Genomic DNA, 21964 nt, shown 5'->3' with positions numbered 1-21964 from the left:
CTCGGGACCAGGTCAGGACGTTCGTCGGCGGGCTCGGCCAGGTCGCGGAGGTGGTCGAGGTCGACGGTGCGGCGGTTGCGGTAGAGGGCCAGGACGATCGCCAGACCGAGGCCGACCTCGGCGGCGGCGATGACGATGACGAAGAGGGTGAGCACCTGACCGCTGTGCAGGCGGTCGCGCAGCCACACGTCGAACGCCACCAGGTTGAGGTTGACGGCGTTGAGCATCAGCTCGACCGACATCAGCACGAGGATCGTGTTGCGTCTGGCGAGCACGCCGTAGACGCCCACGGAGAACAGCAGCGCGGAGACGACCGCCGGGTAGACGATGTGCACTAGTGACCCCCGGTCTGATCGGGCGGCGAGCCGGGAATGTCCGTACGGGACAGCACGATGGCTCCGATCAATGCGGCGAGCAGCAGCACGGACAGCGCCTCGAACGGCAGCACCCAGGTGGCGAAGACGCTGGCGCCCAGTTCCTTCGCCGCCCCCTGGCCCGGTGTGAGCGGGGTGTACGCCGTGCGGAAACCGTCGACCACGACCGTGACCAGGACCGCAGCGGTCGCCACCGCCACCAGGGCGGCCACCGGCCGGTTGCCGCTGTCGAGGTCGGCGGAACGGCCGATCGGGGCACGGGTGAGCATGATGCCGAACAGCATCAGGACCACCACCGCGCCCACGTAGATGAGCACCTGGACCCAGGCCACGAACTCGGCCGTCAGCACCAGGTAGCCGCCCGCGAGCGCACCGAAGGAGACCACGAGCCACAGGGCCGCGTGGACGAGTTGCCGGGTCGTGACGACGAGCAGCGCCGATCCAACCGCTACCGCTCCCAGCAGCAAGAAGACGATCTCTTGCCCGGTGGGTGACAGGTAGGAGGGCACCGCCTCGGTCACGACTCCTCCTCGGACTCCTCTGTGTCGTCAGGGCCGAGCCGCCCTGGCGGTCGGATGGACCTCGGGTCCGCCATCCGGCGCCTGCGGGGGCTCGCGGAAGAAGTCTGCTCGTCCGGGCCGGGCTCCGGAGACGGTTCGCCCGCGCCTGTGGAAAACCCGTTCGAGGGCGGCTCGCCTGTGGATGAAGGCGGCGGGTGCTCGTCCGAGGCCGGGCCGCCCTGATCCCCTGTGGGCGGGCGGTTCGGCTCCTCGCCTGCCGGAGCAGCGGCGTCGTCGTCGTGGACGCGTGGCGCGTCGCCCTCAGCCGCGGGGGGAGCCTCCCCTTCCGTCACGTCTGACGGGCTTGCCGCTGTTGACGGTTTCGGGGTCTTCGTCTCGGACGGGCGAGTGTCTTCCGGTTCCTGGCCCTGTGCAGGGGCGGGAGTTGTGGAGGACGGTTCGGCCGGCTGCGGACCGGGCGGGAGAGCGCCTGGCGGACGGATGCCTCGCACGTTGGACATGGGCCTGCGCGTACGCTCGCGGCGGCCCGCAGCGGACGGCGGCGCGGCGGGACCTGCGCCGGGGGCGGCTTCGGGAGCTTCCGCGGCGCCGGTCTTCTCACGTGCCTGTTGTTCCTGGTCGGCGCCGGCGCGCTCTTCGACGTCTCCGGCCGACGGGCCCGTGTCGGTGCGCCCCGGAGGCGGAGTTGCGCCTGCCCGTCCGGTGTCACGTGCCGCGGCGCCCTCGGCGGCAGGGCCCCCGCCTTCGGGGCGGCGCGCTGCTTCGGTGCCGGGGGTTGCGCTTTCGGCGGAGTCGGGGGTTGCGCTCACGGTGGCGTCGGGGCCGAGCGCCGATGCGGCGCCGGTCCCGGAGTCGGCGCCCGCGTTCGCACCGGCGGCCGCCCCAGGCTCTTCGCTCCCTGGGGGCACGGCTCCCGGCTCAGCGGCGCCCGGCTCGGTCACGACCTCGCCCGGAGCGCCCGTCGCCCGCCTGCCGGCACGCGCGCCCTGCGGGCCGGCACCCGGCCGGGCTGCGCCCGTTCCCTGGGGGGCCGTTGTGGACGCTGCTTCGCCCGGGGCGCGGCGGGCGGTTCCGGCGGGGCCGGGCGCTTCCGGTGCTGCTCCAGGGCGGGTGGTTCCGGTACGGGCCGCGGGACGGCGAGGGGCCGCCCTGAGCTCCTTGGGAGGTTCGGCGCCGGGATCGTGCGCGGGCGGCGGCGGGACGGTCTGGGTCCAGGACGCCAGCTTGTCCTTCTCGTGGAGAAGGTTCCGGATGTCACCCTCGGCGTACTCGAACTCCGGAGACCAGAAGAGGGCGTCGAAGGGGCAGACCTCGATGCAGATGCCGCAGTACATGCAGAGCGCGAAGTCGATGGCGAACCGGTCGAGCACGTTGCGCTGACGGGGACGCCCGCCCTCCGGGGCCGGGATCGTCTCCTTGTGGGAGTCGATGTAGATGCACCAGTCGGGACACTCTCGGGCACAGAGCATGCAAGAGGTGCAATTTTCCTCAACGAGGGCGATAACGCCTCGACTGCGCGGCGGTAGAGCCGGCTTGACCTCGGGATACTGCTGGGTGACGGATTTGCGCAGCATGTGGCGAAGAGTGATGGACAGCCCTTTCGCCAGTCCGACTCCCGGTATCCGCGCCATGGTTCAACATCATGACGTACTTGGCGGCGGAGGTGAATGAGCCAAGACCGTTGTCCCCAGTTTTTCCACAGCCATCCACAGGTTCGGTGGAAGTTATCCACAGGCTGGGTGACTGTCCGATATGAACGACTGCATGGCGATAGTCTCTCGGCCATGCCGTACAGCCATCCGATCCGTCCCAGCAGCGGGGCGTGGGCGGCCGCCATCGGGTGGGCCAGCCTGGCCCTGATCTCGTGCGGGCTGGCGACCCCGTTCACGATCGGGTTCGCGGCATTTTGGCTGCGGAGCACCTGGCAGGCCATCGGGGCCTGCGTCTACCTGGTCCTCATCGGCTCGTTCGTCATCGCCATCATGCTGTACGACGACTTCGACAACATCCCCGAGCCGATGTCCACGTTGATCTCGTTCGGGTTCGTGATCGCCTGGATCGGCGGGATCGCCCATTCGGCCGTCCTGGTGCCGGCGATGGCGCGGGCACGACACCGGCCGCCGGTGCACGCGCAGGCCCCCGTGCACACGCAGGCACCCATGCACGCGCACGCACAGACGCCCGTGCCGCAACACCGGCCCGCCGACCTGCATCAGCGGACCACGGCCCCCACCCATCAGCAGCATCGCGGGCAGCCGGAGTGGATCGGGCACTACCGGGTGCTGCACCAGCTCGGGCGCGGCGGGCAGGGCGCCGTCTACCTGGCCATGGCGCCCAACGGGGCGCGGGTGGCGGTCAAGGTGCTGCACGACCTGGTCGACGAGACGGCGCGCACCCGGTTCGCGCGGGAGGTGGACGCGGCTCGGCGGGTCGCCACGTTCTCCACAGCCCGGGTGCTCGACGTGAACATCAACGGGCAGCACGCGTACATCGTCTCCGAATACGTCGAGGGCCCGTCGCTGGAGCAACTCGTACGGCGCCACGGGCCCCGCGACGAGGACGGCCTGACGCGGCTCGCGTTATCCACAGCCGGAGCGCTGGCGGCCATCCACAAGGCCGGGGTGGTGCATCGTGACTTCAAGCCGAGCAACGTCCTGATCGGGCACGACGGGCCGCGGGTGATCGACTTCGGGATCGCACGGGCGCTCGACCGGATGACGATGACGTCCGGGAAGATGGTGGGGACACCGCCGTACATGTCGCCTGAGCAGCTGACCGGGGAGCCTGTGGGGCCCGCGTCCGACGTGTTCAGCTGGGCGGTGACGATGATGTTCGCGGCCACCGGGCGTCCGGCGTTCGGGGAGGACACCGTGCCTGCCGTCTTCAACCGGGTGCTCACGTTCCATCCGGATCTGTCGCCGTTGCCGCCCGCCTTGCGCGGTGTGGTGGGGGCATGCCTGAACAAGCGCCCCGAGGAACGACCGTCGGCGTCGGACGTGATGGTCGCGATCGTCCACTGACCGCCGACCACCTCCACACAGCCCGGCAACCACCGCACAACCGACCGCAAACGGATGACCACCGCTGACCGATCCCCCACCGGTGGCCGCCGAACGACAGCCCGCCGCTGACGCCACCGAACAACCGCGAACCGATGATCGGCACCGAACCACCAAGGCCAGTGACCACCGCCGACCAACCGCGGACCGGTGACCGCCACCGAGCCACCAAGGGCCAGTGGCCGCCACGGAACCACCACCAGCTGGCGACTGCCACAACCGACCACGGAGCGGTGATCGCCGCCGAACCCCCAAAGGCCGGTGACCACCACCGAACGACCATCCACCAGTGGCCGCCGAACGACCGCCCACCGGTGGTCGCCGCCGAGCGACAGCGGACCGATGACCACCGCTGAGCGGCCGCCCACCGATGATCGACCGCGGGCGGGCCTTTCCAGTCGGAGCGGAAAGTCCCCAAGCGAATCACCCTGCTCCGAAGCGCCGTACGACGAAAGCGGGTCATCACCTACCTCAAGGAACAGAAAGGCAGGGGATGGAGTGGGGAGCCGCCTTCACGGGATCTCGTACAGGGCGTCGGGATGAGGAAGGGGTCAGGGGAAGGCCTGTGGGGAGTGGGTGGTGAGGGTCAGGTATTCCTCTCGGGAGACCCGGTGCATCGCCAGGCCCAGCCCGTGGCGTTCGGTGAAGCGGTGGAGAGGGGACGGGGGCCAGCGGCCGGGCAGGTGGAGCAGGGGCTTCCCGGCGGGGTCGAGGACGAAGACGCCGCACAGGTCGTCGTGGCGGTACCGGAGGAGGCTGCTACCCGGTTCGACCGGAAGTTCGGTGATGACCCCCGAACGGCGGTACACCGACAACATGCGGGACGACTTCATCCTCAGGTACGGCCCTCCAGGCGGCCCCACGACAAGGCCGCGCTTCTCCTGCCACCGGTGCACCCCGCCGAGCACAGGCCGCACGACGAGCAGCGCGGGGCTGAAGGCCACCATCAACCATTTGACCTCGATCAGTTCCATCAGGACACGTCCGAAGGACGAGAAGCCGCGCCAGGCGCCCCACATTCCGGCGGCCCCCAGATACACCATCAACGCCAGCCCGGCGATTCCCGCGCACACCCCCAGCGTCGTGTTCCAGCGGGCGAAGCGCGGCGCCGGGATTCCGCGGATGCGTTCCCAGCCGGGAGCGCGGGCGGCGAGGATCCGGCGCGCCCGCTTGGAGCTGTCGTCCTTGCCGTCCCGGAGCGGGATGCCGGCCTTGGAGGCGAATTCCCGCAGGTGGGGCAGGTGCCAGTCGCCGGGGAGGTCCAGCAGGACCAGCCCGTCGGGGTCGAGGGCGGCAACCCCTTTCATGAATCGCGACCGCTTCCCGGAGCCGTCGATCGAATAGTCGTAACGGTAGAGCGACGCGGGTGACAGGGTCGTGGAACGGCCCCTGGCGTTGTCGGTGACGGTCAACGTGCGGCCGTCGGAGGTGAGGCTGACTTTCGGGCAGCGGGCGCCTTTCATCGCACCCGCGACGGGCAGGATTTGCGCGTTCACGAGTCGTACCCCTTCATCCGGGGCCCCCTATGCCGGGTACGACGGATAAGGGCGGCATAAAGTTTCCGCCGGCGCGAAACTCAGATGAGGACCTTCACCACTCCGGTGAGCGCGAGCTGCACGAGGGCCAGCGGCACCAGACCGGCCCAGGCGAGCTTCTGGAGCTGGTCCTCACGCAGCCGCGGATAGGTGACGCGCAGCCAGATCACCACGAACGCCAGCGCGAAGACCTTGATCAGGGTCCAGATCCAGCCGGGCAGGAACGGCCCGTGCCAGCCGCCCAGGAAGAGCACGGTGGTCAGGAAGGACAGGACGACGATCCCGGCGTACTCGGAGAGCATGAACAGGGCGAAACGCATGCCGGTGTACTCGGTCATCGGGCCCATGATGATCTCGGACTCGGCGATCGGCATGTCGAACGGCGGACGGCGCAGCTCGGCCAGCCCCGCCACGAAGAACACCACGCCGCCGATCGCCTGCCAGGGCAGCCACCACCACTGCCACGCCTCGACGATGCCGGGCATCGACAGCGTGCCCGCCGCCATCGCCACGGACGAGGCCGCCAGCACCAGCGGCAGCTCGTACGACATGAGCTGGGCAGCGGCCCGCATGCCGCCGAGCACCGAATACTTGTTGGCCGACGCCCACCCCGCCATGATCGCGCCGAGCACCCCGATGCCCATGACGGCGAGCACGAAGAACAGCCCGAGATCGAGATCGACGGCGACCAGGCCGCGGTCAAGCGGAATGACGATCAGCACGACCAGGTACGGGACCAGCGCCACGCCCGGCGCGATCATGAAGACACGGCGGTCGGCCGCGGCCGGGATGACGTCCTCCTTCTGCATGAACTTCACGCCGTCGGCGATGAGCTGGGCCCAGCCGTGGAAGCCGCCGGCGTACATGGGGCCGAGCCTCGACTGCATGTGGGCCATGACCTTGTGCTCGGTCTGGCCGACGATCAGCGGCAGCACCAGGAACACGACGAGGATGACGACGAAGCTCAGCACCACTTCAAGCATCAGGCGGACCCCAATCGGCCGGTACTCCGGGCGGAAGCGTCTTGCGGCGGCTCGGGGCGCCGTGCCCTGACTCGCCCGGCTCCTTGGCGCCCGGCCACGGCTTGGCCACGCGGGCGGCCAGCACGAAGTCCTTGCGCAGCGGATGGCCCTCGAAGCCGTCGGGCAGGAGCAGCGGCACCAGGTACGGGTGCCCCTCGAAGATCACCCCGAACATCTCGTACGTCTCGCGCTCGTACCAGTTCGCCCCCCGGTAGACGCCGACGGCGGACGGCAGGCGCGGGTCGGCGCGAGGAACCCGGGTGCGCAGCAGCAGCCGCTCGCGGGCGTCCGGGTTGTAGACGTGGGCGACGACGACGAAGGCGTCGGGCGGCTCGTCCACGCCGGTCAGCCAGTCGAAGAAGGCGTGGCCGAGGTCGTCGCGTGCGAAGGTCAGCAGCTCGATCCAGTCGGCGGGGGCGACGTCGACCGTGGTCTCGCCGTAGGACTCGCTGATCTCGGCGCGCTCGCCGAAACGGGCGGCGACGGCGGCGTTCACGCCTGGTCCTCGGAGCCGTGGGAGCGGGACCAGACGTAGCGGTCGCTGAGCTTCTCCCCCGCGATCTTCTCCTGGAGCTTCATGATCCCGTAGAGCAGTGCCTCGGGACGGGGCGGGCAGCCGGGCACGTAGACGTCGACGGGGATGATCTGGTCGACGCCGTTGGTCACGCAGTAGGAGTCCCAGTAGGGGCCGCCGGTGTTGGAGCAGGCGCCGAACGAGATCACGTACTTGGGGTCGGGCATCTGCTCGTAGAGGCGCTTCACGGCGGGGGCCATCTTGTCGGTGACCGTGCCGGAGACGATCATCAGGTCGGCCTGGCGGGGGCCGTTGGCGAACGGGATGACCCCGAACCGGATGAAGTCGTGCCTGCTCATGGAGGTCGCGATGAACTCGATGGCGCAGCAGGCCAGCCCGAAGTTGAACACCCACAGCGAATAGCGCCGCCCCCAGTTGAGCACGAACCGCATGGGTTTGGGCGCGAGCCTGGAGACAGGTCCGACGGTGGGCATCGGGAGATCCGTTGCTGCCATGTCGCCCATTCTTGCGCGAATCGCAGGTCAGGCAAAGGAATCATGTCTCTTGGCCGCGCCGAGCTCGGTGGCGAGCCGGTCGAACAGGGGGGCCAGTTCGGCCTCGATGGCCTCGTTCTCGTTGTCGCGCAGCCTGATCAGGGGCCAGTCGTGAGGCAGCGAGCGGACGAACTCCACGCGCAGCGGGAGCAGCGGATGCGAGTCGTCGAGGCGGGCCTGTGCCATGGCCTCGATCCGGCGACGCCGTTCGAGCTCGGAGTCGGGGACGGCGGCCTGCCGCTCACGCAGGTGCTCCCACACCGAAGGGCCGAGTGCGGACGACATCCAGGCCAGTTCGTTCACGTCGACGTCGCCGGTGGCGACGAGGTCAAGGGTCGCGGCGGCGGCCGCGGAGGAGGCGATGCGGGCGGAGCGTTCGTCGGCGACGTACTCGGCCTGGCGGGCGGAGCGCATGGTGACGACCAGCAGGAGCAGGCCCACCAGCCGGACGACGACCCCGGCCACGCGCATCACGATGAGCAGCACCAGCGCCAGGACGCTGAGCACGCTCTGCGGCACGGCCTCCGCCGCGTACTCCCCGCCCCCGGCCGCGCCGCGCATCGCCCGGTGCACGGCGGCCAGCGCGCCGAGCGCGGTACGGGTGAACCGGTCGTGGCGGCTGTCGCCGTTGCTGGAATGGCTCAGCTCGTGCGCGAGCAGCGCCACCCGCTGCTGGGGTTCGAGCAGCGCCCAGAGGGGGGCGCCGATCGTGAGCACGCGCCTGCCCCTTGGGCCCACCTGTTCGAAGGACGCGTTGAAGACGGGGGTGACGACGACGAGGTCCACCCGGTCCGCCCCGATCTCCGCCCCGACCCTGTCCGTCAGGTCGTACAGGCGCGGCGCGGCGTCTCTGGTGAGCACGAGCGGCCCGCTCGGCACCCGGCCCAGACGCGGCCGCATCAGCCAGGCCACGAACAGCAGGAACGCACCGAGCAGCACGCCGAGAACGTTCGGCCACATGACGACCGCCCAGCCGGCCGCGGCGAGCGCGCTCACCGCGATCAGGTGGATGAGCCCGGCGAACAGGTACGAAAGCGCCCGCGGGACTTTCCCCTTCGGTACGTCGACGCCTTTCCTGAGCGCGTCGGCGTGCAGTCCGGCCGTCAGGCGGTCGGCGAGGACCGCGCTGATCGAGCGCTTGCCCTGAGGGACGGGCAGATTCCATCCGCAGGACGGACACCAGGCGGGATACCGCTCATCATGCTCGATCGAAACGTCGCAGCGGGGACACGATCTTTGTCTCGGCACGACCGAGGACGGTGGCACACGGCGCATTCAGGGCGCCAGCACGTCCGGGTAACGATCGGCGGCCAGGAGCCGGGCTATGTCCAGGACAGGACGCGTTTGCGCCAGGCGTACAGGATGCCGAGGGCGATGAAGCCGAGGAACACGAACATCTCCACCAGCGTCGTGACCCCGTAGCCGGGCGCGTCGAAGATCGTGGCCCACGGGAAGAGGAAGACGGCGTCGACGGCGAAGACGACGTAGAGGTAGGTGAAGACGTAGTAGCGGACCTGCGACTGCGCCCAGCCGTCGCCGACGGGGTCGACGCCGCATTCGTACGTGGTCAGCTTCTCGGGGGTCGGCCTGGTGGGCCGCAGGAGCCGGTTGGCCATGAGGGCCCCGGCGACGATGGCGACGCCGATCGCGAACAGCACGGCGACCAGCACGTAGGACCCGAAGTAGCCCTCCATGACGTGATCGTAACCCAGTCAAACCTCAGACCCCATAACCCCAAGACGGGGCAAAAGGTAAGATCCCCCACATACCCTGACAGACATGCACCAAACGCGATTCTTTGCTGGAATCGCTCTGCTGGCCCTCTCGGCCGGGGGCTGCGGGCTGGCCGCCGCCGCACCCGAGCGGGACGTGCTGGTCCCGGCAGAGCCGACCGCGATCGACTTCGTCGACCCCGCGACAGTCGTCGGCCTGTCCACCGCGACCATCACGGACGAGGACGACGACCACAGCAGATTCGTGCACATCAGCTACCCCGAACTGGCCGACGCGCCGGGCCTGAACCGCGCGCTGCGCGCGGACGCCGAGCGGCAACTGCGGGACTTCCGGGCCGCCAAGAGCGTCAACGGCGACTACCCGCGTCCCGAGCTGAACGTGGACTGGCAGCTCGCCGCCCGTTCCCCGGAGGCCGTCGCGGTACGGCTGCGCACCGGCGAGTTCCTGGGCGCGAGCTGGGGCAACTCCACCCGTACCTTCTGGTTCGACCCGCGTACCGGCAAGGCGGGCGGGTCCACGGCGCTGCTCGGCGGGCCGCAGGCGCTGGACCGGCTCGCGGTGCTGGTCAAGGAGCAGCTCAAGGGACGCGGGCCGCAGGTCGAGCGGGACGGCGTGCGGGCCGACCCCGGCCAGTTCGACTCCATGGCCTTCAACCGGAGCGGTGACCTGGTGGTCGAGTTCGACGACTGCCAGATCGGGCCGTGCTCGCTCGGCCGGGTGGCCGTGGCCGTCCAGGCGGGACGGGTCGCGCCGCTGCTGTCCGAACTGGGACGCCAGGCGCAGGAGAGCGTACGGGAGGCCGCCCGCAGCGCCCCTCCGGCCGGGCCGAAGACGACGCCGACGGCCAGCCCCGAGGCGTCCAGCAACCGGGCCGGGAGCGTGAACTGCGCCAGGACCAAGTGCGTGGCGCTGACGTTCGACGACGGGCCGGGCCCCCGGACCGGGCGCCTGCTCGACCTGCTGGCCGCCGGCAAGGCGCGGGCCACGTTCTTCACCGTCGGGACGAACGCCGTCGCGCAGCCGGGCCTGCTGCGCAGGATGAGCGCGGAAGGCCACCTGGTCGGCAACCACTCCTGGTCGCACCGTGACCTGTCCAAGCAGGCGACCAGCAAGATCGCCGACTCCTTCCGGCGTACCGACGACGCCGTCCGGGCGGCGATCGGGCAGGAGCCCACGCTGGCCCGCCCGCCCTACGGCGCGATCAGCAAGGACGTGCGCGACGTCGCCCGCGACCTCGGACTGTCGCTGGTCGGCTGGGACGTGAACTCCAGGGACGAGCCCGGCGCGAAGGCGTCGGAGATCGCCGACCGCGTCGTGCGCAAGGCCCATCCGGGCGCGATCATCCTGATGCACGACACCAACCCCGAGTCGGTCGACGCGATTCCGGGCATCCTGAAAGAACTCAGCGGGAAGGGTTACACCTTCGTGACCGTTCCAGAGTTGTACGGCTCCGCAGCGATGCGCGCCGGACGCCTGTACGAGTCGGGGAACCAGCAGTCGCGCAAGCAGCCCCTGACGTAGCACACGTGTTGGGGGGACGTATCATTGGCGCTCGTGACCCGAACCGTCCTCTTCGCACGCCTGCATGTAGACCTCTGCAGGCTCGCGTCAGGGCTGTGTCGTCGTTCTCCCGCCTCACCCTGACTTCCGACCGCGTTACCCGCTTTCGCGGCTGGCAAACGCGTGACCTTCCGAGGATCTAGCATGGAAACAGAGAACGCGCCCAACGCAACCGCGCCTTGGCGCGTCGAGGAGGACTGAGCTGTGACGAAGCAGGTCCAGCAACTCGACCGCGTGATCATCAGGTTCGCCGGCGACTCCGGCGACGGCATGCAGCTCACCGGCGACCGCTTCACCGCGGGGACGGCGGAGTTCGGCAACGACCTGTCGACGCTGCCCAACTTCCCCGCCGAGATCCGCGCCCCCGCAGGAACCCTGCCCGGCGTGTCGAGCTTCCAGCTCCACTTCGCCGACCACGACATCCTGACGCCCGGCGACGCGCCCAACGTGCTCGTGGCCATGAACCCGGCGGCGCTGAAGGCCAACCTCGGCGACCTGCCGCGCGGCGCCGACATCATCGCCAACACCGACGAGTTCTCCAAGCGCAACCTGCAGAAGGTCGGCTACGCGGCCAACCCGCTGGAGGATGACTCCCTGAGCGAGTGGCGCGTGCACGCGGTGCCGCTGACCTCGCTGACGGTCAAGGCGCTCGAAGGCTTCGAGATCTCGAAGAAGGACGCCGAGCGCGCCAAGAACATGTTCGCCCTCGGCCTGCTGTCGTGGCTCTACCACCGGCCGACCGAGCAGACGATCTCGTTCCTGGAGCAGAAGTTCGCTAAAAAGCCCGACATCGCCAAGGCGAACATCGCGGCCTTCCAGGCGGGCTGGAACTACGGCGAGACGACCGAGTCGTTCTCGGTCTCCTACGAGGTCAAGCCGGCCAGGCTGGCTCCCGGCGTCTATCGCAACATCTCCGGGAACCAGGCCCTGGCCTACGGGCTGATCGCGGCCAGCGTGCAGTCGAAGCTGCCGCTGTTCCTGGGCTCGTACCCGATCACGCCGGCCAGCGACATCCTGCACGAGTTGTCCAAGCACAAGCGGTTCGGCATCCGCACCTTCCAGGCGGAGGACGAGATCGCGGGCGTCGGGGCGGCGCTGGGTGCCGCGTTCGGCGGGGCGCTGGGCGTGACCACCACCTCCGGCCCCGGCGTGGCGCTGAAGGCGGAGACGGTCGGCCTCGCGGTCACCACCGAGCTGCCGTTGATCATCGTTGACGTCCAGCGCGCCGGTCCCAGCACGGGCATGCCGACCAAGACCGAGCAGACCGACCTGCTGATGGCCATGTTCGGCCGCAACGGCGAGTCGCCGGTGCCGATCGTCGCGCCGCTCTCGCCGAGCGACTGCTTCGACGCCGCCGTCGAGGCGGCCCGCATCGCGGTCAAGTACCGCACGCCGGTCATGTTGCTCTCGGACGGCTACCTGGCCAACGGCTCGGAGCCGTGGCGCCTGCCCGAAGTTTCCGACTTGCCCGACATTTCACAGGAATTCACGACCGAGCCCAACGGTGAGGGCGGCGAGTTCCTGCCGTTCAAGCGTGACACCGAGACGCTGGCCCGCCCCTGGGCCATCCCCGGCACCCCCGGCCTCGAGCACCGCATCGGCGGCATCGAGAAGGCCGACGGCACCGGCAACATCTCCTACGACCCGGACAACCACGACCTGATGGTCCGCACCCGGGCCGCCAAGATCGCCGGGATCGACGTGCCCGACCTCGAGGTCGACGACCCCGACGGCGACGCCAAGGTCCTGGTCATCGGCTGGGGCTCGACGTACGGGCCGATCGCGGCGGCTGTGCGGCGCATCAGGCGCGAGGGCGGCAAGGTCGCCCAGGCGCACCTGCGCCACCTCAACCCGCTGCCGGCCAACACCGGCGAGGTGCTCAAGAGCTACGACAAGGTGCTGCTGCCCGAGATCAACCTCGGCCAGCTCGCGCTGCTGCTGCGGGCCCGCTACCTCGTCGACGTGATCAGCTACAACCGCGTGCGCGGGCTCCCGTTCAAGGCCGAGGAGCTGGCCGGAGTCATTCAGGACGTGATCGACAGTGACTGAGCTGGTGAACGGGAAGGGCCTGAGCCTGGTTCCCAAGACGGACGTCAAGCAGGGGCTGAAGGACTTCAAGTCCGACCAGGAGGTGCGCTGGTGCCCGGGTTGCGGTGACTACGCGATCCTGGCCGCCGTGCAGAGCTTCCTGCCCGAGCTGGGGCTGCGGCGCGAGAACATCGTGTTCGTCTCCGGCATCGGCTGCTCCTCGCGCTTCCCGTACTACCTCAACACCTACGGTTTCCACTCGATCCACGGCCGCGCGCCCGCGATCGCGACCGGCCTGGCCGCCTCGCGGCCCGACCTGTCGGTGTGGGTGATCACCGGTGACGGCGACGCGTTGTCGATCGGCGGCAACCACCTGATCCACGCGCTGCGCCGCAACGTCAACCTGAACATCCTGCTGTTCAACAACAGGATCTACGGTCTGACCAAGGGCCAGTACTCGCCCACCTCCGAGGTCGGCAAGATCACCAAGTCGACGCCCATGGGCTCGCTGGACAAGCCGTTCAACCCGATCTCGCTGGCCATCGGCGCCGAGGCGTCGTTCGTGGCCCGCACGATCGACTCCGACCGCAAGCACCTGCAGTCGGTGCTGCGCGAGGCCACGGCCCACCGCGGCACGTCGCTGGTGGAGATCTACCAGAACTGCAACATCTTCAACGACAACGCCTTCGAGCAGCTCAAGGACCCGGCGGTCCGCGACGACATCACGCTGCGCCTGGAGCACGGCGAGCCGATCGTGAGCGCGTCCAAGGCCGTCGTGCGCGGCGCGAACGGCGGCATCGAGGTCGTCGCCAGGGACGGCGTGAGCGAGGAGCAGATCCTCGTGCACGACGCCCACAACCCCGACCCGTCGGTGGCCTTCGCCCTCAGCAGGCTCGACGAGCCGGCCTTCGAGCACGTGCCGATCGGCATCTTCCGCCAGGTCGACCGCCCGGCCTACGACGTGCTCATGGCCGACCAGCTGGAGGAGGCCGTGGCGCAGAAGGGCCCCGGCGACCTGAGCGAGCTGCTCATGGGTGGAGACACCTGGCGCATCGGCTAGTTCGTGTATTAGATGGAGCCGTCGGGCCCGACGGCTCCATCTTCCACGGAGGTCAATCCACGATGTCGCATTGGCCTGAGGCCGTGGTGCTGGTGACGGGTGCGGCCGGGTTCATCGGATCGCACCTGGCCGCGCGTTTACGCGTGCTCGGCGCCCAGGTGCACGCGGTCAGCCGGCGGCCCCAGCGGGCCCGCCACGGGGAGATCTGGCACCAGGCCCGGCTCGACGACGCCGACGACACCGCGCGGCTGTTCCGGTCGGTACGCCCGAACCTGCTGTTCCATCTCGCCGGCGAGGTCACCGGGTCGCGTGGCGACGAGGTCGTCCGGGCCACGCTGGAGAGCAACGTCGTGGGCGCGGTCAACGTGCTGTCGGCCGCGCGCGAGCACGGCGTCCGTACCGTGTTCACCGGCTCGATCGAGGAGCCGCGGCCGGGCAACGACCATGCGCCGCCCTCGTCGGCGTACGCGATGTCCAAGTGGGCCGCCACCGGCTACGCGCGGCTCTACCACCGGCTCTGGGACCTTCCCGTCACCGTGCTGCGTCCCAGCATGGTCTACGGCCCGGCCCAGCCCGACACCACCAAGCTCGTGCCGTACGTGACGCTCTGCCTGCTGCGCGGCGAACGTCCCCGGCTGACCAGCGGCGCCAAGCTCGCCGACTGGATCTACGTGGACGACGTCGTCGACGCGTTCGTGCTGGCGGGCGAGTCCGACAAGGCGGTCGGCCACACGCTCGACGTCGGCACCGGCGTACGGACCGCCGCCCACGAGGTCGTCGAGCGGCTCTACCGCATCACGGGCACGGGCACGCGGCCCGAGTTCGGCGCCGCGCCCGACCGCCCGCACGACATCACGCAGGTCGCCGACATCGTCCCGGCGGCGGACCGGCTCGGCTGGCGCCCTGCCACGGAATTGGACGAGGGGTTGCGCCGGACGGTCAATTGGTATGCATCCCAAGAATGTCACGAAGAAACGCGCTCTTAGCCGGGCAGGCGAAATTCTGCGAGCATAGGGCTACTTATTCCGGCCGGAGGAGTTGCCTTTATGAGCCGCCTGAACGCCCTGCGCAGTCGTTTCGTGGACGCTCCCGACTCGCTGGGGGCCAAGGCGCGGGCACGCAGGTGGCAGTGGTTCGCCGCCCGCTTCCCCGACCTCGACCGGATGAGCGTCCTCGACCTCGGCGGCACGGCCGGGGCCTGGATGCGCGCCCCGGTCAGGCCCGCGCACGTGCACATCGTCAACCTCGAACAGCCGCCCGCCGACCTGCCGTCGTGGCTGCGGGCCGACGTCGCCGACGCCTGCGACCTGCCGCCCGCGATCCGCGGCACCCGCTACGACCTGGTCTTCTCCAACGCCGTCATCGAGCATGTCGGCGGCCACCAGCGCCGCCAGCGCTTCGCCGACACCGTGCACGAGATGGCCGATCGCCACTGGGTGCAGACGCCCTACCGGTACTTCCCGGTCGAGCCGCACTTCCTGTTCCCCGGCTTCCAGTTCCTGCCGCTCGCCGCGCGGACGACGATCCTGCGCCGCTGGCCGCTCGTCCACACGCCGACCTCCGACCGGGACGCCGCCCGGATGATCGCCATGGAGGTCGAGCTGCTGAGCGTGACCGAGATGCGGCACTACTTCCCCAAGTCGCGGCTGCGTTTCGAGCGGCTGGCCGGGCTGGTGAAGTCGGTCATCGCGGTCCGCAGCTAGCGTCAGGAGCGCGGTCCGCGGCCGGCCCGCCCTGGCTCGCCGGGGTCAGTCCGCGCCCATGATGCTCGCGCCGCCGCCCTCCCAGGAGTTGCCCTTCCAGACGTTGCCCGGCCCGTTCGCGTCCCAGTACGACACCGGGCCGGCGTAGCCGCCCTTGGGCCAGACCTTGCGGCTGAAGACGTTGTCGATCACCTTGATGTTGGACGACAGGCCCTTCCGGCCGGCGCCCGCGTACAGCGACCAGCCGCCGCCGGCCAGGAAGTTGCCCTGGACGGTGACGTTCCTGGTGACGCCGAAGTCCTGGAAGAGGGCGATGGCGCCGGTCTGGTCGAGCGTGTTGATCACCGTGTTGTGCCTGATGACCAGCTCGGTGCCGGGAGCGGCGGTGCCGGTGGACATGATCATGTCGGTGTGGTCGCCGGAGTAGTACTTCGGGTCGTGCACGTAGGAGTCCTCGACCAGGCCCTGGTCGGTGAGGATGCCGTTGGAGATCGTGTGGATGTCCACGCGGCGGATGGTGATCATCTTGCCCTGGTTGAGTATGCCGAACTGGGTGCGCACCTTGCCGTTGCCGAAGATCTCGCTGTCCTCGACCTTCAGGCCGGAGAAGCCCTCGCGCTGCAGGATGCCCCAGTAGTCGCTCTGGCCGCGGACGCGGGTGTTGCGGATGGTCACGTTGTCGGCCTCGACGGTGATGTCACCGGTGACGTCCCAGCCGTCGATGACCTTGCCGTCCTCCTTGATGACGATCGAGCCGGTCTTCTTGACCAGGTCGGTGCCGTCGGGGACGCCGGTGTTGCCCGCGCCGGGCCAGCCACCGCTGGGGGGCGGGGTGGCGGTGGGGGTCTTGGTGGGGGTCTTGGTGGGGGTCTGGGGCGGGGTCTGGGGCGGGGTCCTGGTGGGCGTGGGGGTCGCCGTCGGGGTGCCGCCGGTGGGCGTCGCCGTCGGGGTGCGGGTGGCCGTGGGGGTCACGGTCGGGGTGTGGGTGGCCGTGACGGTCGGCGTGGCGGGAGGGCTCACCGTGGGCGTCACCGTGGGCGTCGCCGTGGGCGTCGCCGTGGGCGTCCTCGTGGGCGTCCTCGTGGGCGTCGCCGTGGGTGACTTCGTGGGTGTCCCGGGTGGGGTGCCGGGCAGGGTGCCGGTCGGCGTCGGGCGGTGCGTCGGCCGGTGGGTGGGACGGCGCGTCGGGCGCGCGGTCGGCTTCCTCGTGGGCCGCCTGGGCCACCACCAAGGCTCCTGGCTCCGGGTCCTGGTGGGCCGGGGCTTGTGGGTGGTGGGACGCGGCCGGGCTCGCCGGCCGGCGGCGGCCTGCGGCGAGGCCGCGCTGCTCGCCCCGCTCGCGTCCGTCAGGACGGCCCGGGGCTCCAGTACGTCGGAGACGACGAGGCCGTACCCGCCGGCCAGCACCGCCACCACGGAGACCCCGGCCAGGGATAACCAGCCGGTACGTCTCTTCCCTCTTCGATGCCGCGACACAGGCGACTCCTTCCGATCGTGGCCGAGTCCGAGTCCCCCAAGGGGAGAGAGTAGCCATGCCGAAAGAAGAAGTGGTGCCTTTTACCGAAATAAACTCGTTATCCTCCAAATTCACAACAAGCTCATGTTTCTCATCTATCACGGCAAATCCGACAAAGAGGCGTCATCCCGGCTGTACCGTGCCGCCGTTTTCCCAGGTGTTCCCGTGCCACCTGTTTCCGGGCCCGTCTTTATCCCAATATGAAACCGGCCCCGCCGCTCCGCCCTTGGGCCAGACGCGGCGGCTGAAGACGTTCCCGATCACCTTGATGTTGGACGACTTCCCCTTCACCCCGGCCCCGGCGTACAGCGACCAGCCGCCGCCGGCCAGCAGGTTGCCCTCGACCGTCACGTCCTTGACCACGCCGAAGTCCTGGAAGAGGGCGATGGCGCCGGTCTGGTCGAGGGTGTTGATCACCGTGTTGCGCCGGATGACCAGCTCGGTGCCGGGAGCGGGCGGCCCGGTGGACATGATCATGTCGGTGTGGTCGCCGGAGTAGTACTTCGGGTCGTGCACGTAGGAGTCCTCGACCAGGCCCTGCTGGGTCAGGATGCCGTTGGAGATCGTGTGGATGTCCACGCGGCGGATGGTGATCAGCTTGCCCTGGTTGAGAATGCCGAACTGGGTGCGCGCCTTGCCGTTGCCGAAGATCTCGGTGTCCTCGACCGTCAGGCCGGTGCGTCCCTCGCGCTGGAGGATGCCCCACCAGCCCTTCGTGCCGCGCACCCGCGTGTTGCGGATGACCACGTCGTCGGCCTCGACCGTGATGTAGCCGGTCACCTCGACGCCGTCGATGACCGTGCCGTCCTTGGTCACCCGGATCGACCCCGACTCGCGCAGCGCCACCCCCTCGGGCACGCCGGTGTTGTGCGCGCCCGGCCAGCCCCGCTCGGCCGGCTTCGACGGCGGAGGTGTGCCCGGCCTGGACGTGGCCACGGCCGGCGACCGGGTGACCTCGGGCCCGCCGGGGGACCCGGTGCAACCGCTGAGCAGCACGAGCAGGACCGCGAGGAGGCACCAGCCTCCTCGGACGTACGACCTCACTCGCCCTTGGTCCTCCGGCCGCCGACGAGGTCGGCCAGCGCGGGCGGCGTCCAGCGTTTGGCGACCTGGCGCAGGTTGCTCTTCCACGCCTCGCCCGGCCGCTGCTTGAACAGCGTGGTGTGGTCGTCGGTGACCTCGTCGTCGGGTCTGCCGTTGGAGTAGTAGTAGAGCGCCATCGAGCGGCGGGCCCGGTCCTCCGGGCAGGTGAGCGGGTCGGGGTGGCCGTGGTTGGCGTCGTCGGTCGTGGCGAACAGCACGAACCGGTTGAAGACCGGGAGGATCTTGCCCTCGCACTCGGTCATGTCCTGGTTCCACAGCTGCAGGTGCCCGCCGTAGCTCTCCTCCCAGTCCTTGTTGAGGTAGAGCAGGCCGTTGAGCCGGCGGTCGAGGTTGAGCCGGCGGCTGCGGTTGAAGTCGGCGTGCACCTTCAAAAAGCCGCCGGGCCGGATCTGGTGCAGGCCGCCGCCCTCGAAGTGCGGGTCGGAGACCAGTTGCGTGATGCCGGTCAGCCGCTCCAGGAACTCGACGAACACGCCGCTGTTGAACTCGGCCAGCAGGCGCCGGGTGGCCGGCCCCATGCGTTCGGTGTCGGCCAGCGCCAGCTTCACCTCGCGCGCGCTGTCGAACCGCTGCCAGGTGGCGTCGCGCGGCTCGGGGAACTCGTCGAGGACGGGCTCCAGCACCTCGGGCGGCAGGAAGTCGTCGATGACCACGTGACGGAACGGCGAGGCGGTACGGAACTGCTCGGAGTACTTGTCCGCCAGCGGGAACAGCTCGTCCCGGCGGAAGGTGAAAGCCTGCAGATCCTGCATGGAATGTGTCTCCGTCTCCTACGACACCCGGCCCCTACCTCCTCATCGCCTCATCAGTGCCTTCTGTTACCTGTAACGATCCATTCCCGGCCGCCGATGGCGACATGTGACGCCCGGCCCTCCCCGAGTCGCGATCGTGATCGTGACCTACAACAGCGCGCCGGTCCTCGGCGGTTGCCTGGCCTCCCTGCCCGAGGGCGCGAAGGGAGTCCGGCTCACCGACGTCGTCGTGGCCGACAACGCCTCCAAGGACGACTCTCTCGGCATCGCCGAACAGGCCGCCGGTCTGCCCGTACGGCCTCTTCAGGTGGGCCGGAACGCGGGTTACGCCGCGGCGATCAACGCCGGGGTCGCCTCGCTCGACCTGGACGGCCTCGACGCGGTGCTCGTCCTGAACCCGGACTGCCGCCTGCGCCCCGGCGCGCTGGCCGTGCTGGCCGCGGTCCTCGACCGGCCGGGCACCGGCATCGCGGTCCCCCGGCTGGTCAGCACCGAGGGGGTGCTGCACCACTCGCTGCGCCGCACGCCCGCCGTCCGCCGCGCGCTGGCCGAGTCGCTGGTCGGCGGCCGGCTGGCGGGCCGGATCGGCACGCTGGGCGAGATGATCGTCGATCCGGCCCGCTACGAACGTCCCGGGCCGGCCGACTGGGCCACCGGCGCCGCCATGCTCGTCTCGGCCACGGCGCTGGCCCGGCTCGGCCCCTGGGACGAGTCCTTCCTGCTCTACAGCGAGGAGACCGAGTACGCGCTGCGCGCCGCGGACGCCGGCTGGACCCTCTGGTACGAGCCCGCCGCGGTGGTCGAGCACATCGGCGGCGAGGCCAAGACCAGCCCGATGCTGGCCGCGCTGCTCACCGTCAACCGCGTCCGGCTGTTCCGGCGGCGCCGGGGCCGGGTCGCGACCGCGGGCTTCTACCTGGCCGTGCTGCTCGGCGAGGCGATGCGGGCGGCGGCCGGGCGGCGTACGGCCAGGGCCTCGGTCGTGGCGCTGCTCAGGCCGTCCCGCCGGCTGCGGGCCCTGCCGGGCTGAGCCGCGGGCCCTTCCACAGGAGCCGCGGGCCGTTGCACAGCCGCGGGCCCTTCCACAGGAGAGGAACACCATGAGAGTCGAGCGACTGGGGCTCGAAGGCGCGCTGCTGTTCGTGCCGACGCCGAGCCACGACGACCGCGGCCTGTTCACCAGGACCTTCGACGCCGCGATCGCCGCCGAGCAGGGGCTGGACCATGCGGCGTTCGTCCAGGACAGCCAGTCGCGCTCGCGGCTCGGCACGGTCAGGGGCATGCACGGCCGGTCGGGGCGCGGCGAGGCCAAGCTGGTGCGCGCCGCCCGCGGCGCGGTGCTGGACGTCCTGGTGGACGCGCGGCCGGGGTCGCCGACGTTCGGCTCGCACGTCGCCGTCCGGCTCGACGACGTGACCTTCGCCAACCTGTACGTGCCGCCGGGCGTGCTGCACGGCTACCAGGCGCTGACCGAGCAGGCCGACGTCTGCTACCGCATCGACAGGGAGCACGACCCGGCCGAGGACCTGGCCGTCCGCTACGACGACCCCGACCTCGCGCTGCCGTGGCCGTTGCCGGTGACCGCGATCAGCGAGCGCGACAGGTCGGCGGGCTCGTGGAAGGAGCTCAGGACCATCCTGGCCTCCTGATCGCGGCGTTCGAACCGCATCAGCGCCCCGGCCGCGCCGACGAGCAGGAACAGCACGCTGGTGATGCCGGGGAAGGACAGCAGGTCGAAGGTGGCCGCGCCGAGCAGCGGAATCACCAGGCAGGCGGCGATGGTCAGGCCGAGGTTGCGCACGTTCGGGTCGGTGCTCATGCGGCGCACCCGCAGGGCGACGACGATCCCGCACACGATCACGCCGACGAACCCCAGCACGCCGACCACCCCGGTCTCCACCAGGGACAGCAGGTACTGGTTGTCGAACACCTGGTGCTTGAAGGGGTACCAGGTGCCGAGGCCGCGGCCGAAGACCGGGCTCTTGGCGAACTCCCGCATCGCGAAGGGATAGTCGTGGGTGCGGTAGATGACGCTGCTGTCCTCGCCCGCGCCGGCGAACAGGTTGTAGAACGTGCCGATCAGGCCCGGCGCCAGCACCTTCATGAAGCCCAGGAACACCACGAACGCGCCGATGGTGACGATCCGCCGCCGGTTGGACCAGCCGAGCAGCAGGATCAGCCCGGCCCCGGCCAGGCCGAGCACGGCCGTCCTGGAGACCGAGAACATCAGGCCGGCCGCGATGACGCCCGCGCAGATCCACCAGCGGGTCGCGGCCTGGCCCCGGCTGCGCGCTTGGAAGCCGAGGTGGGCGGCCAGCGGCAGCAGCATCGCCGACAGCGCGCCGAACTCGATCGGGTGGCCGAGCGTGCCGGCGACCCTGCGCAGGTCGGACCGGGAGATCACGGTCGGCACCTCCTCGACCGAGGAGTGGCGCAGGCCGGGGACGCGCATGTACTCGGTGAGGTCGAAGTCCAGCCGGAACTGCAGCAACGCGACGATCGCGGCGAACGTGCCGCCGATGACGACCGCCTTGAGCACGAAGTCGAGGCGCTCGCGGTTGCCGATGCCGTCGCACATGACCAGCAGCAGGCTCGCGTACCCCAGGTAGAGCACCAGCGTGTGGTCGGCGAGGTTGAGCTCGTCGGAGGGCAGGTAGCGGTAGGTCGTGTAGCCGTAGACGGCCAGCAGGAGCATGCCGTAGACGAAGATCGAGGTGCGGACGGGGTTGCCGCCCTTGGCGACGCCGGTCGTGCCGACCATCTGGGCGCACACCCACACCAGGCCCAGGAACAGGGCCATGATCTCGGCCGGGGTGAGCGAGAGCGGCAGCCCGGCGACCGCCAGGCGGGCCGGCAGGATCAGCAGGAACAGCACGAACAGGCAGGCCAGGGTGGCGCCGTCGGCGCGCCGCGGCAGGGTGGTCACGG

21 protein-coding genes and 1 pseudogene are annotated in these 21964 nt (G+C 70.1%); 9 read left to right on the top strand and 13 right to left on the bottom strand.

Annotated features, from left to right (window positions below; genetic code table 11):
- Positions 1 to 38: 38 nt before the first annotated feature.
- From nuoK to ABZ459_RS06245, 3 genes and pseudogenes are all read right to left on the bottom strand, one after another.
- Positions 39 to 335 (bottom strand): annotated as a pseudogene (gene nuoK, locus ABZ459_RS06255) (NADH-quinone oxidoreductase subunit NuoK); the annotation flags it as partial.
- A complete protein-coding gene (locus ABZ459_RS06250) occupies positions 335 to 895 on the bottom strand; it encodes an NADH-quinone oxidoreductase subunit J (protein WP_357966547.1) in 561 nt (186 codons plus the stop codon). The pseudogene nuoK and the gene ABZ459_RS06250, both read right to left, overlap by 1 nt.
- Complete coding sequence (locus ABZ459_RS06245) at positions 892 to 2469, bottom strand: 4Fe-4S binding protein (RefSeq protein ID WP_357966544.1); 1578 nt, start codon at positions 2467 to 2469, stop codon at positions 892 to 894. Before ABZ459_RS06245 ends, ABZ459_RS06250 begins: the two co-directional genes overlap by 4 nt.
- Positions 2470 to 2679: 210 nt before the next feature.
- Between ABZ459_RS06245 and ABZ459_RS06240 the strand changes: the two genes are divergently transcribed.
- Positions 2680 to 3915, top strand: a complete 1236-nt coding sequence (locus ABZ459_RS06240; protein ID WP_357966542.1) for a serine/threonine-protein kinase — start codon at positions 2680 to 2682, stop codon at positions 3913 to 3915.
- A gap of 590 nt (positions 3916 to 4505) precedes the next feature.
- On the opposite strand, the gene ABZ459_RS06235 is transcribed toward ABZ459_RS06240, so the two are convergent.
- The 6 genes from ABZ459_RS06235 to ndhC all read right to left on the bottom strand — a co-directional run bounded on the left by ABZ459_RS06235 (position 4506) and on the right by ndhC (position 9273).
- Entirely contained in the window at positions 4506 to 5450 is a 945-nt protein-coding gene (locus ABZ459_RS06235; protein WP_357966540.1) for a hypothetical protein, read from the bottom strand.
- Positions 5451 to 5530: 80 nt separating this feature from the next.
- Complete coding sequence (gene nuoH, locus ABZ459_RS06230) at positions 5531 to 6472, bottom strand: NADH-quinone oxidoreductase subunit NuoH (protein WP_357966538.1); 942 nt, start codon at positions 6470 to 6472, stop codon at positions 5531 to 5533.
- Entirely contained in the window at positions 6465 to 7007 is a 543-nt protein-coding gene (locus tag ABZ459_RS06225) for an NADH-quinone oxidoreductase subunit C (protein ID WP_357966536.1), read from the bottom strand. The genes nuoH and ABZ459_RS06225 overlap by 8 nt, the downstream gene beginning before the upstream one ends.
- Positions 7004 to 7477 (bottom strand): NADH-quinone oxidoreductase subunit B family protein, encoded by a 474-nt coding sequence (locus tag ABZ459_RS06220; RefSeq protein WP_352322499.1) that lies wholly within the window; start codon positions 7475 to 7477, stop codon positions 7004 to 7006. The genes ABZ459_RS06225 and ABZ459_RS06220 overlap by 4 nt, the downstream gene beginning before the upstream one ends.
- A 90-nt stretch (positions 7478 to 7567) precedes the next feature.
- Positions 7568 to 8827 (bottom strand): M48 family metallopeptidase, encoded by a 1260-nt coding sequence (locus tag ABZ459_RS06215; protein ID WP_357966533.1) that lies wholly within the window; start codon positions 8825 to 8827, stop codon positions 7568 to 7570.
- A gap of 74 nt (positions 8828 to 8901) precedes the next feature.
- Complete coding sequence (ndhC, locus tag ABZ459_RS06210; protein ID WP_357966531.1) at positions 8902 to 9273, bottom strand: NADH-quinone oxidoreductase subunit A; 372 nt, start codon at positions 9271 to 9273, stop codon at positions 8902 to 8904.
- An 85-nt stretch (positions 9274 to 9358) separates the two neighbouring features.
- Between ndhC and ABZ459_RS06205 the strand changes: the two genes are divergently transcribed.
- From ABZ459_RS06205 to ABZ459_RS06180, 6 genes are all read left to right on the top strand, one after another.
- Complete coding sequence (locus tag ABZ459_RS06205; protein ID WP_357966528.1) at positions 9359 to 10834, top strand: polysaccharide deacetylase family protein; 1476 nt, start codon at positions 9359 to 9361, stop codon at positions 10832 to 10834.
- 33 nt (positions 10835 to 10867) lie between these two features.
- A complete protein-coding gene (locus tag ABZ459_RS06200; protein ID WP_352322479.1) occupies positions 10868 to 10957 on the top strand; it encodes a putative leader peptide in 90 nt (29 codons plus the stop codon).
- Between the two features lie 120 nt (positions 10958 to 11077).
- Entirely contained in the window at positions 11078 to 12922 is a 1845-nt protein-coding gene (locus ABZ459_RS06195) for a 2-oxoacid:acceptor oxidoreductase subunit alpha (RefSeq protein ID WP_357966526.1), read from the top strand.
- On the top strand, positions 12915 to 13961 hold the full coding sequence (locus tag ABZ459_RS06190; RefSeq protein ID WP_357966524.1) for a 2-oxoacid:ferredoxin oxidoreductase subunit beta: 1047 nt from the start codon (positions 12915 to 12917) through the stop codon (positions 13959 to 13961). Before ABZ459_RS06195 ends, ABZ459_RS06190 begins: the two co-directional genes overlap by 8 nt.
- Positions 13962 to 14023: 62 nt before the next feature.
- Positions 14024 to 14947, top strand: coding sequence for an NAD-dependent epimerase/dehydratase family protein (locus tag ABZ459_RS06185; RefSeq protein ID WP_357966521.1), 924 nt, complete (start codon positions 14024 to 14026; stop codon positions 14945 to 14947).
- 60 nt (positions 14948 to 15007) lie between these two features.
- Complete coding sequence (locus ABZ459_RS06180; protein ID WP_357966519.1) at positions 15008 to 15664, top strand: class I SAM-dependent methyltransferase; 657 nt, start codon at positions 15008 to 15010, stop codon at positions 15662 to 15664.
- A gap of 45 nt (positions 15665 to 15709) precedes the next feature.
- Here the strand turns inward: ABZ459_RS06180 and ABZ459_RS06175 are convergent, their stop codons facing one another.
- The 3 genes from ABZ459_RS06175 to ABZ459_RS06165 form a co-directional block, all read right to left on the bottom strand.
- Positions 15710 to 17140 (bottom strand): hypothetical protein, encoded by a 1431-nt coding sequence (locus tag ABZ459_RS06175; protein ID WP_357966516.1) that lies wholly within the window; start codon positions 17138 to 17140, stop codon positions 15710 to 15712.
- Positions 17141 to 17303: 163 nt separating this feature from the next.
- Positions 17304 to 18224: a hypothetical protein gene (locus ABZ459_RS06170; RefSeq protein WP_357966514.1), complete on the bottom strand. Its 921-nt coding sequence runs from the start codon at positions 18222 to 18224 to the stop codon at positions 17304 to 17306.
- Positions 18221 to 19036 (bottom strand): 2OG-Fe(II) oxygenase, encoded by an 816-nt coding sequence (locus tag ABZ459_RS06165; protein WP_357966512.1) that lies wholly within the window; start codon positions 19034 to 19036, stop codon positions 18221 to 18223. Before ABZ459_RS06165 ends, ABZ459_RS06170 begins: the two co-directional genes overlap by 4 nt.
- Before the next feature lie 106 nt (positions 19037 to 19142).
- On the opposite strand from ABZ459_RS06165, the gene ABZ459_RS06160 reads away from it, so the two are divergent.
- Both ABZ459_RS06160 and rfbC read left to right on the top strand, forming a co-directional pair.
- The gene (locus ABZ459_RS06160; RefSeq protein ID WP_357966510.1) at positions 19143 to 20066 is read left to right on the top strand and encodes a glycosyltransferase family 2 protein; all 924 of its coding nucleotides are present in this window, start codon (positions 19143 to 19145) and stop codon (positions 20064 to 20066) included.
- Between the two features lie 70 nt (positions 20067 to 20136).
- The gene (rfbC, locus tag ABZ459_RS06155) at positions 20137 to 20685 is read left to right on the top strand and encodes a dTDP-4-dehydrorhamnose 3,5-epimerase (RefSeq protein WP_357966507.1); all 549 of its coding nucleotides are present in this window, start codon (positions 20137 to 20139) and stop codon (positions 20683 to 20685) included.
- Here the strand turns inward: rfbC and ABZ459_RS06150 are convergent.
- Complete coding sequence (locus ABZ459_RS06150; protein ID WP_357966504.1) at positions 20574 to 21962, bottom strand: O-antigen ligase family protein; 1389 nt, start codon at positions 21960 to 21962, stop codon at positions 20574 to 20576. The two genes, rfbC and ABZ459_RS06150, sit on opposite strands and share 112 nt — an antisense overlap.
- Positions 21963 to 21964: the final 2 nt, after the last annotated feature.

The organism is Nonomuraea sp. NPDC005692 (assembly GCF_040631115.1).
Lineage (GTDB): Bacteria > Actinomycetota > Actinomycetes > Streptosporangiales > Streptosporangiaceae > Nonomuraea.
Note: the sequence above shows the minus strand (reverse complement) of the source record. Positions and strands in the feature narration are given on the sequence as shown.

Coding starts and splice junctions, on each gene's coding strand:
- ndhC (WP_357966531.1), bottom strand. CDS start 9,273: ATGGAGGGCTACTTCGGGTCCTACGTGCTGGTCGCCGTGCTGTTCGCG.
- ABZ459_RS06185 (WP_357966521.1), top strand. CDS start 14,024: ATGTCGCATTGGCCTGAGGCCGTGGTGCTGGTGACGGGTGCGGCCGGG.
- ABZ459_RS06220 (WP_352322499.1), bottom strand. CDS start 7,477: ATGCGGTTCGTGCTCAACTGGGGGCGGCGCTATTCGCTGTGGGTGTTC.
- ABZ459_RS06180 (WP_357966519.1), top strand. CDS start 15,008: ATGAGCCGCCTGAACGCCCTGCGCAGTCGTTTCGTGGACGCTCCCGAC.
- ABZ459_RS06205 (WP_357966528.1), top strand. CDS start 9,359: ATGCACCAAACGCGATTCTTTGCTGGAATCGCTCTGCTGGCCCTCTCG.
- nuoH (WP_357966538.1), bottom strand. CDS start 6,472: ATGCTTGAAGTGGTGCTGAGCTTCGTCGTCATCCTCGTCGTGTTCCTG.
- rfbC (WP_357966507.1), top strand. CDS start 20,137: ATGAGAGTCGAGCGACTGGGGCTCGAAGGCGCGCTGCTGTTCGTGCCG.
- ABZ459_RS06165 (WP_357966512.1), bottom strand. CDS start 19,036: ATGCAGGATCTGCAGGCTTTCACCTTCCGCCGGGACGAGCTGTTCCCG.
- ABZ459_RS06240 (WP_357966542.1), top strand. CDS start 2,680: ATGCCGTACAGCCATCCGATCCGTCCCAGCAGCGGGGCGTGGGCGGCC.
- ABZ459_RS06245 (WP_357966544.1), bottom strand. CDS start 2,469: ATGCTGCGCAAATCCGTCACCCAGCAGTATCCCGAGGTCAAGCCGGCT.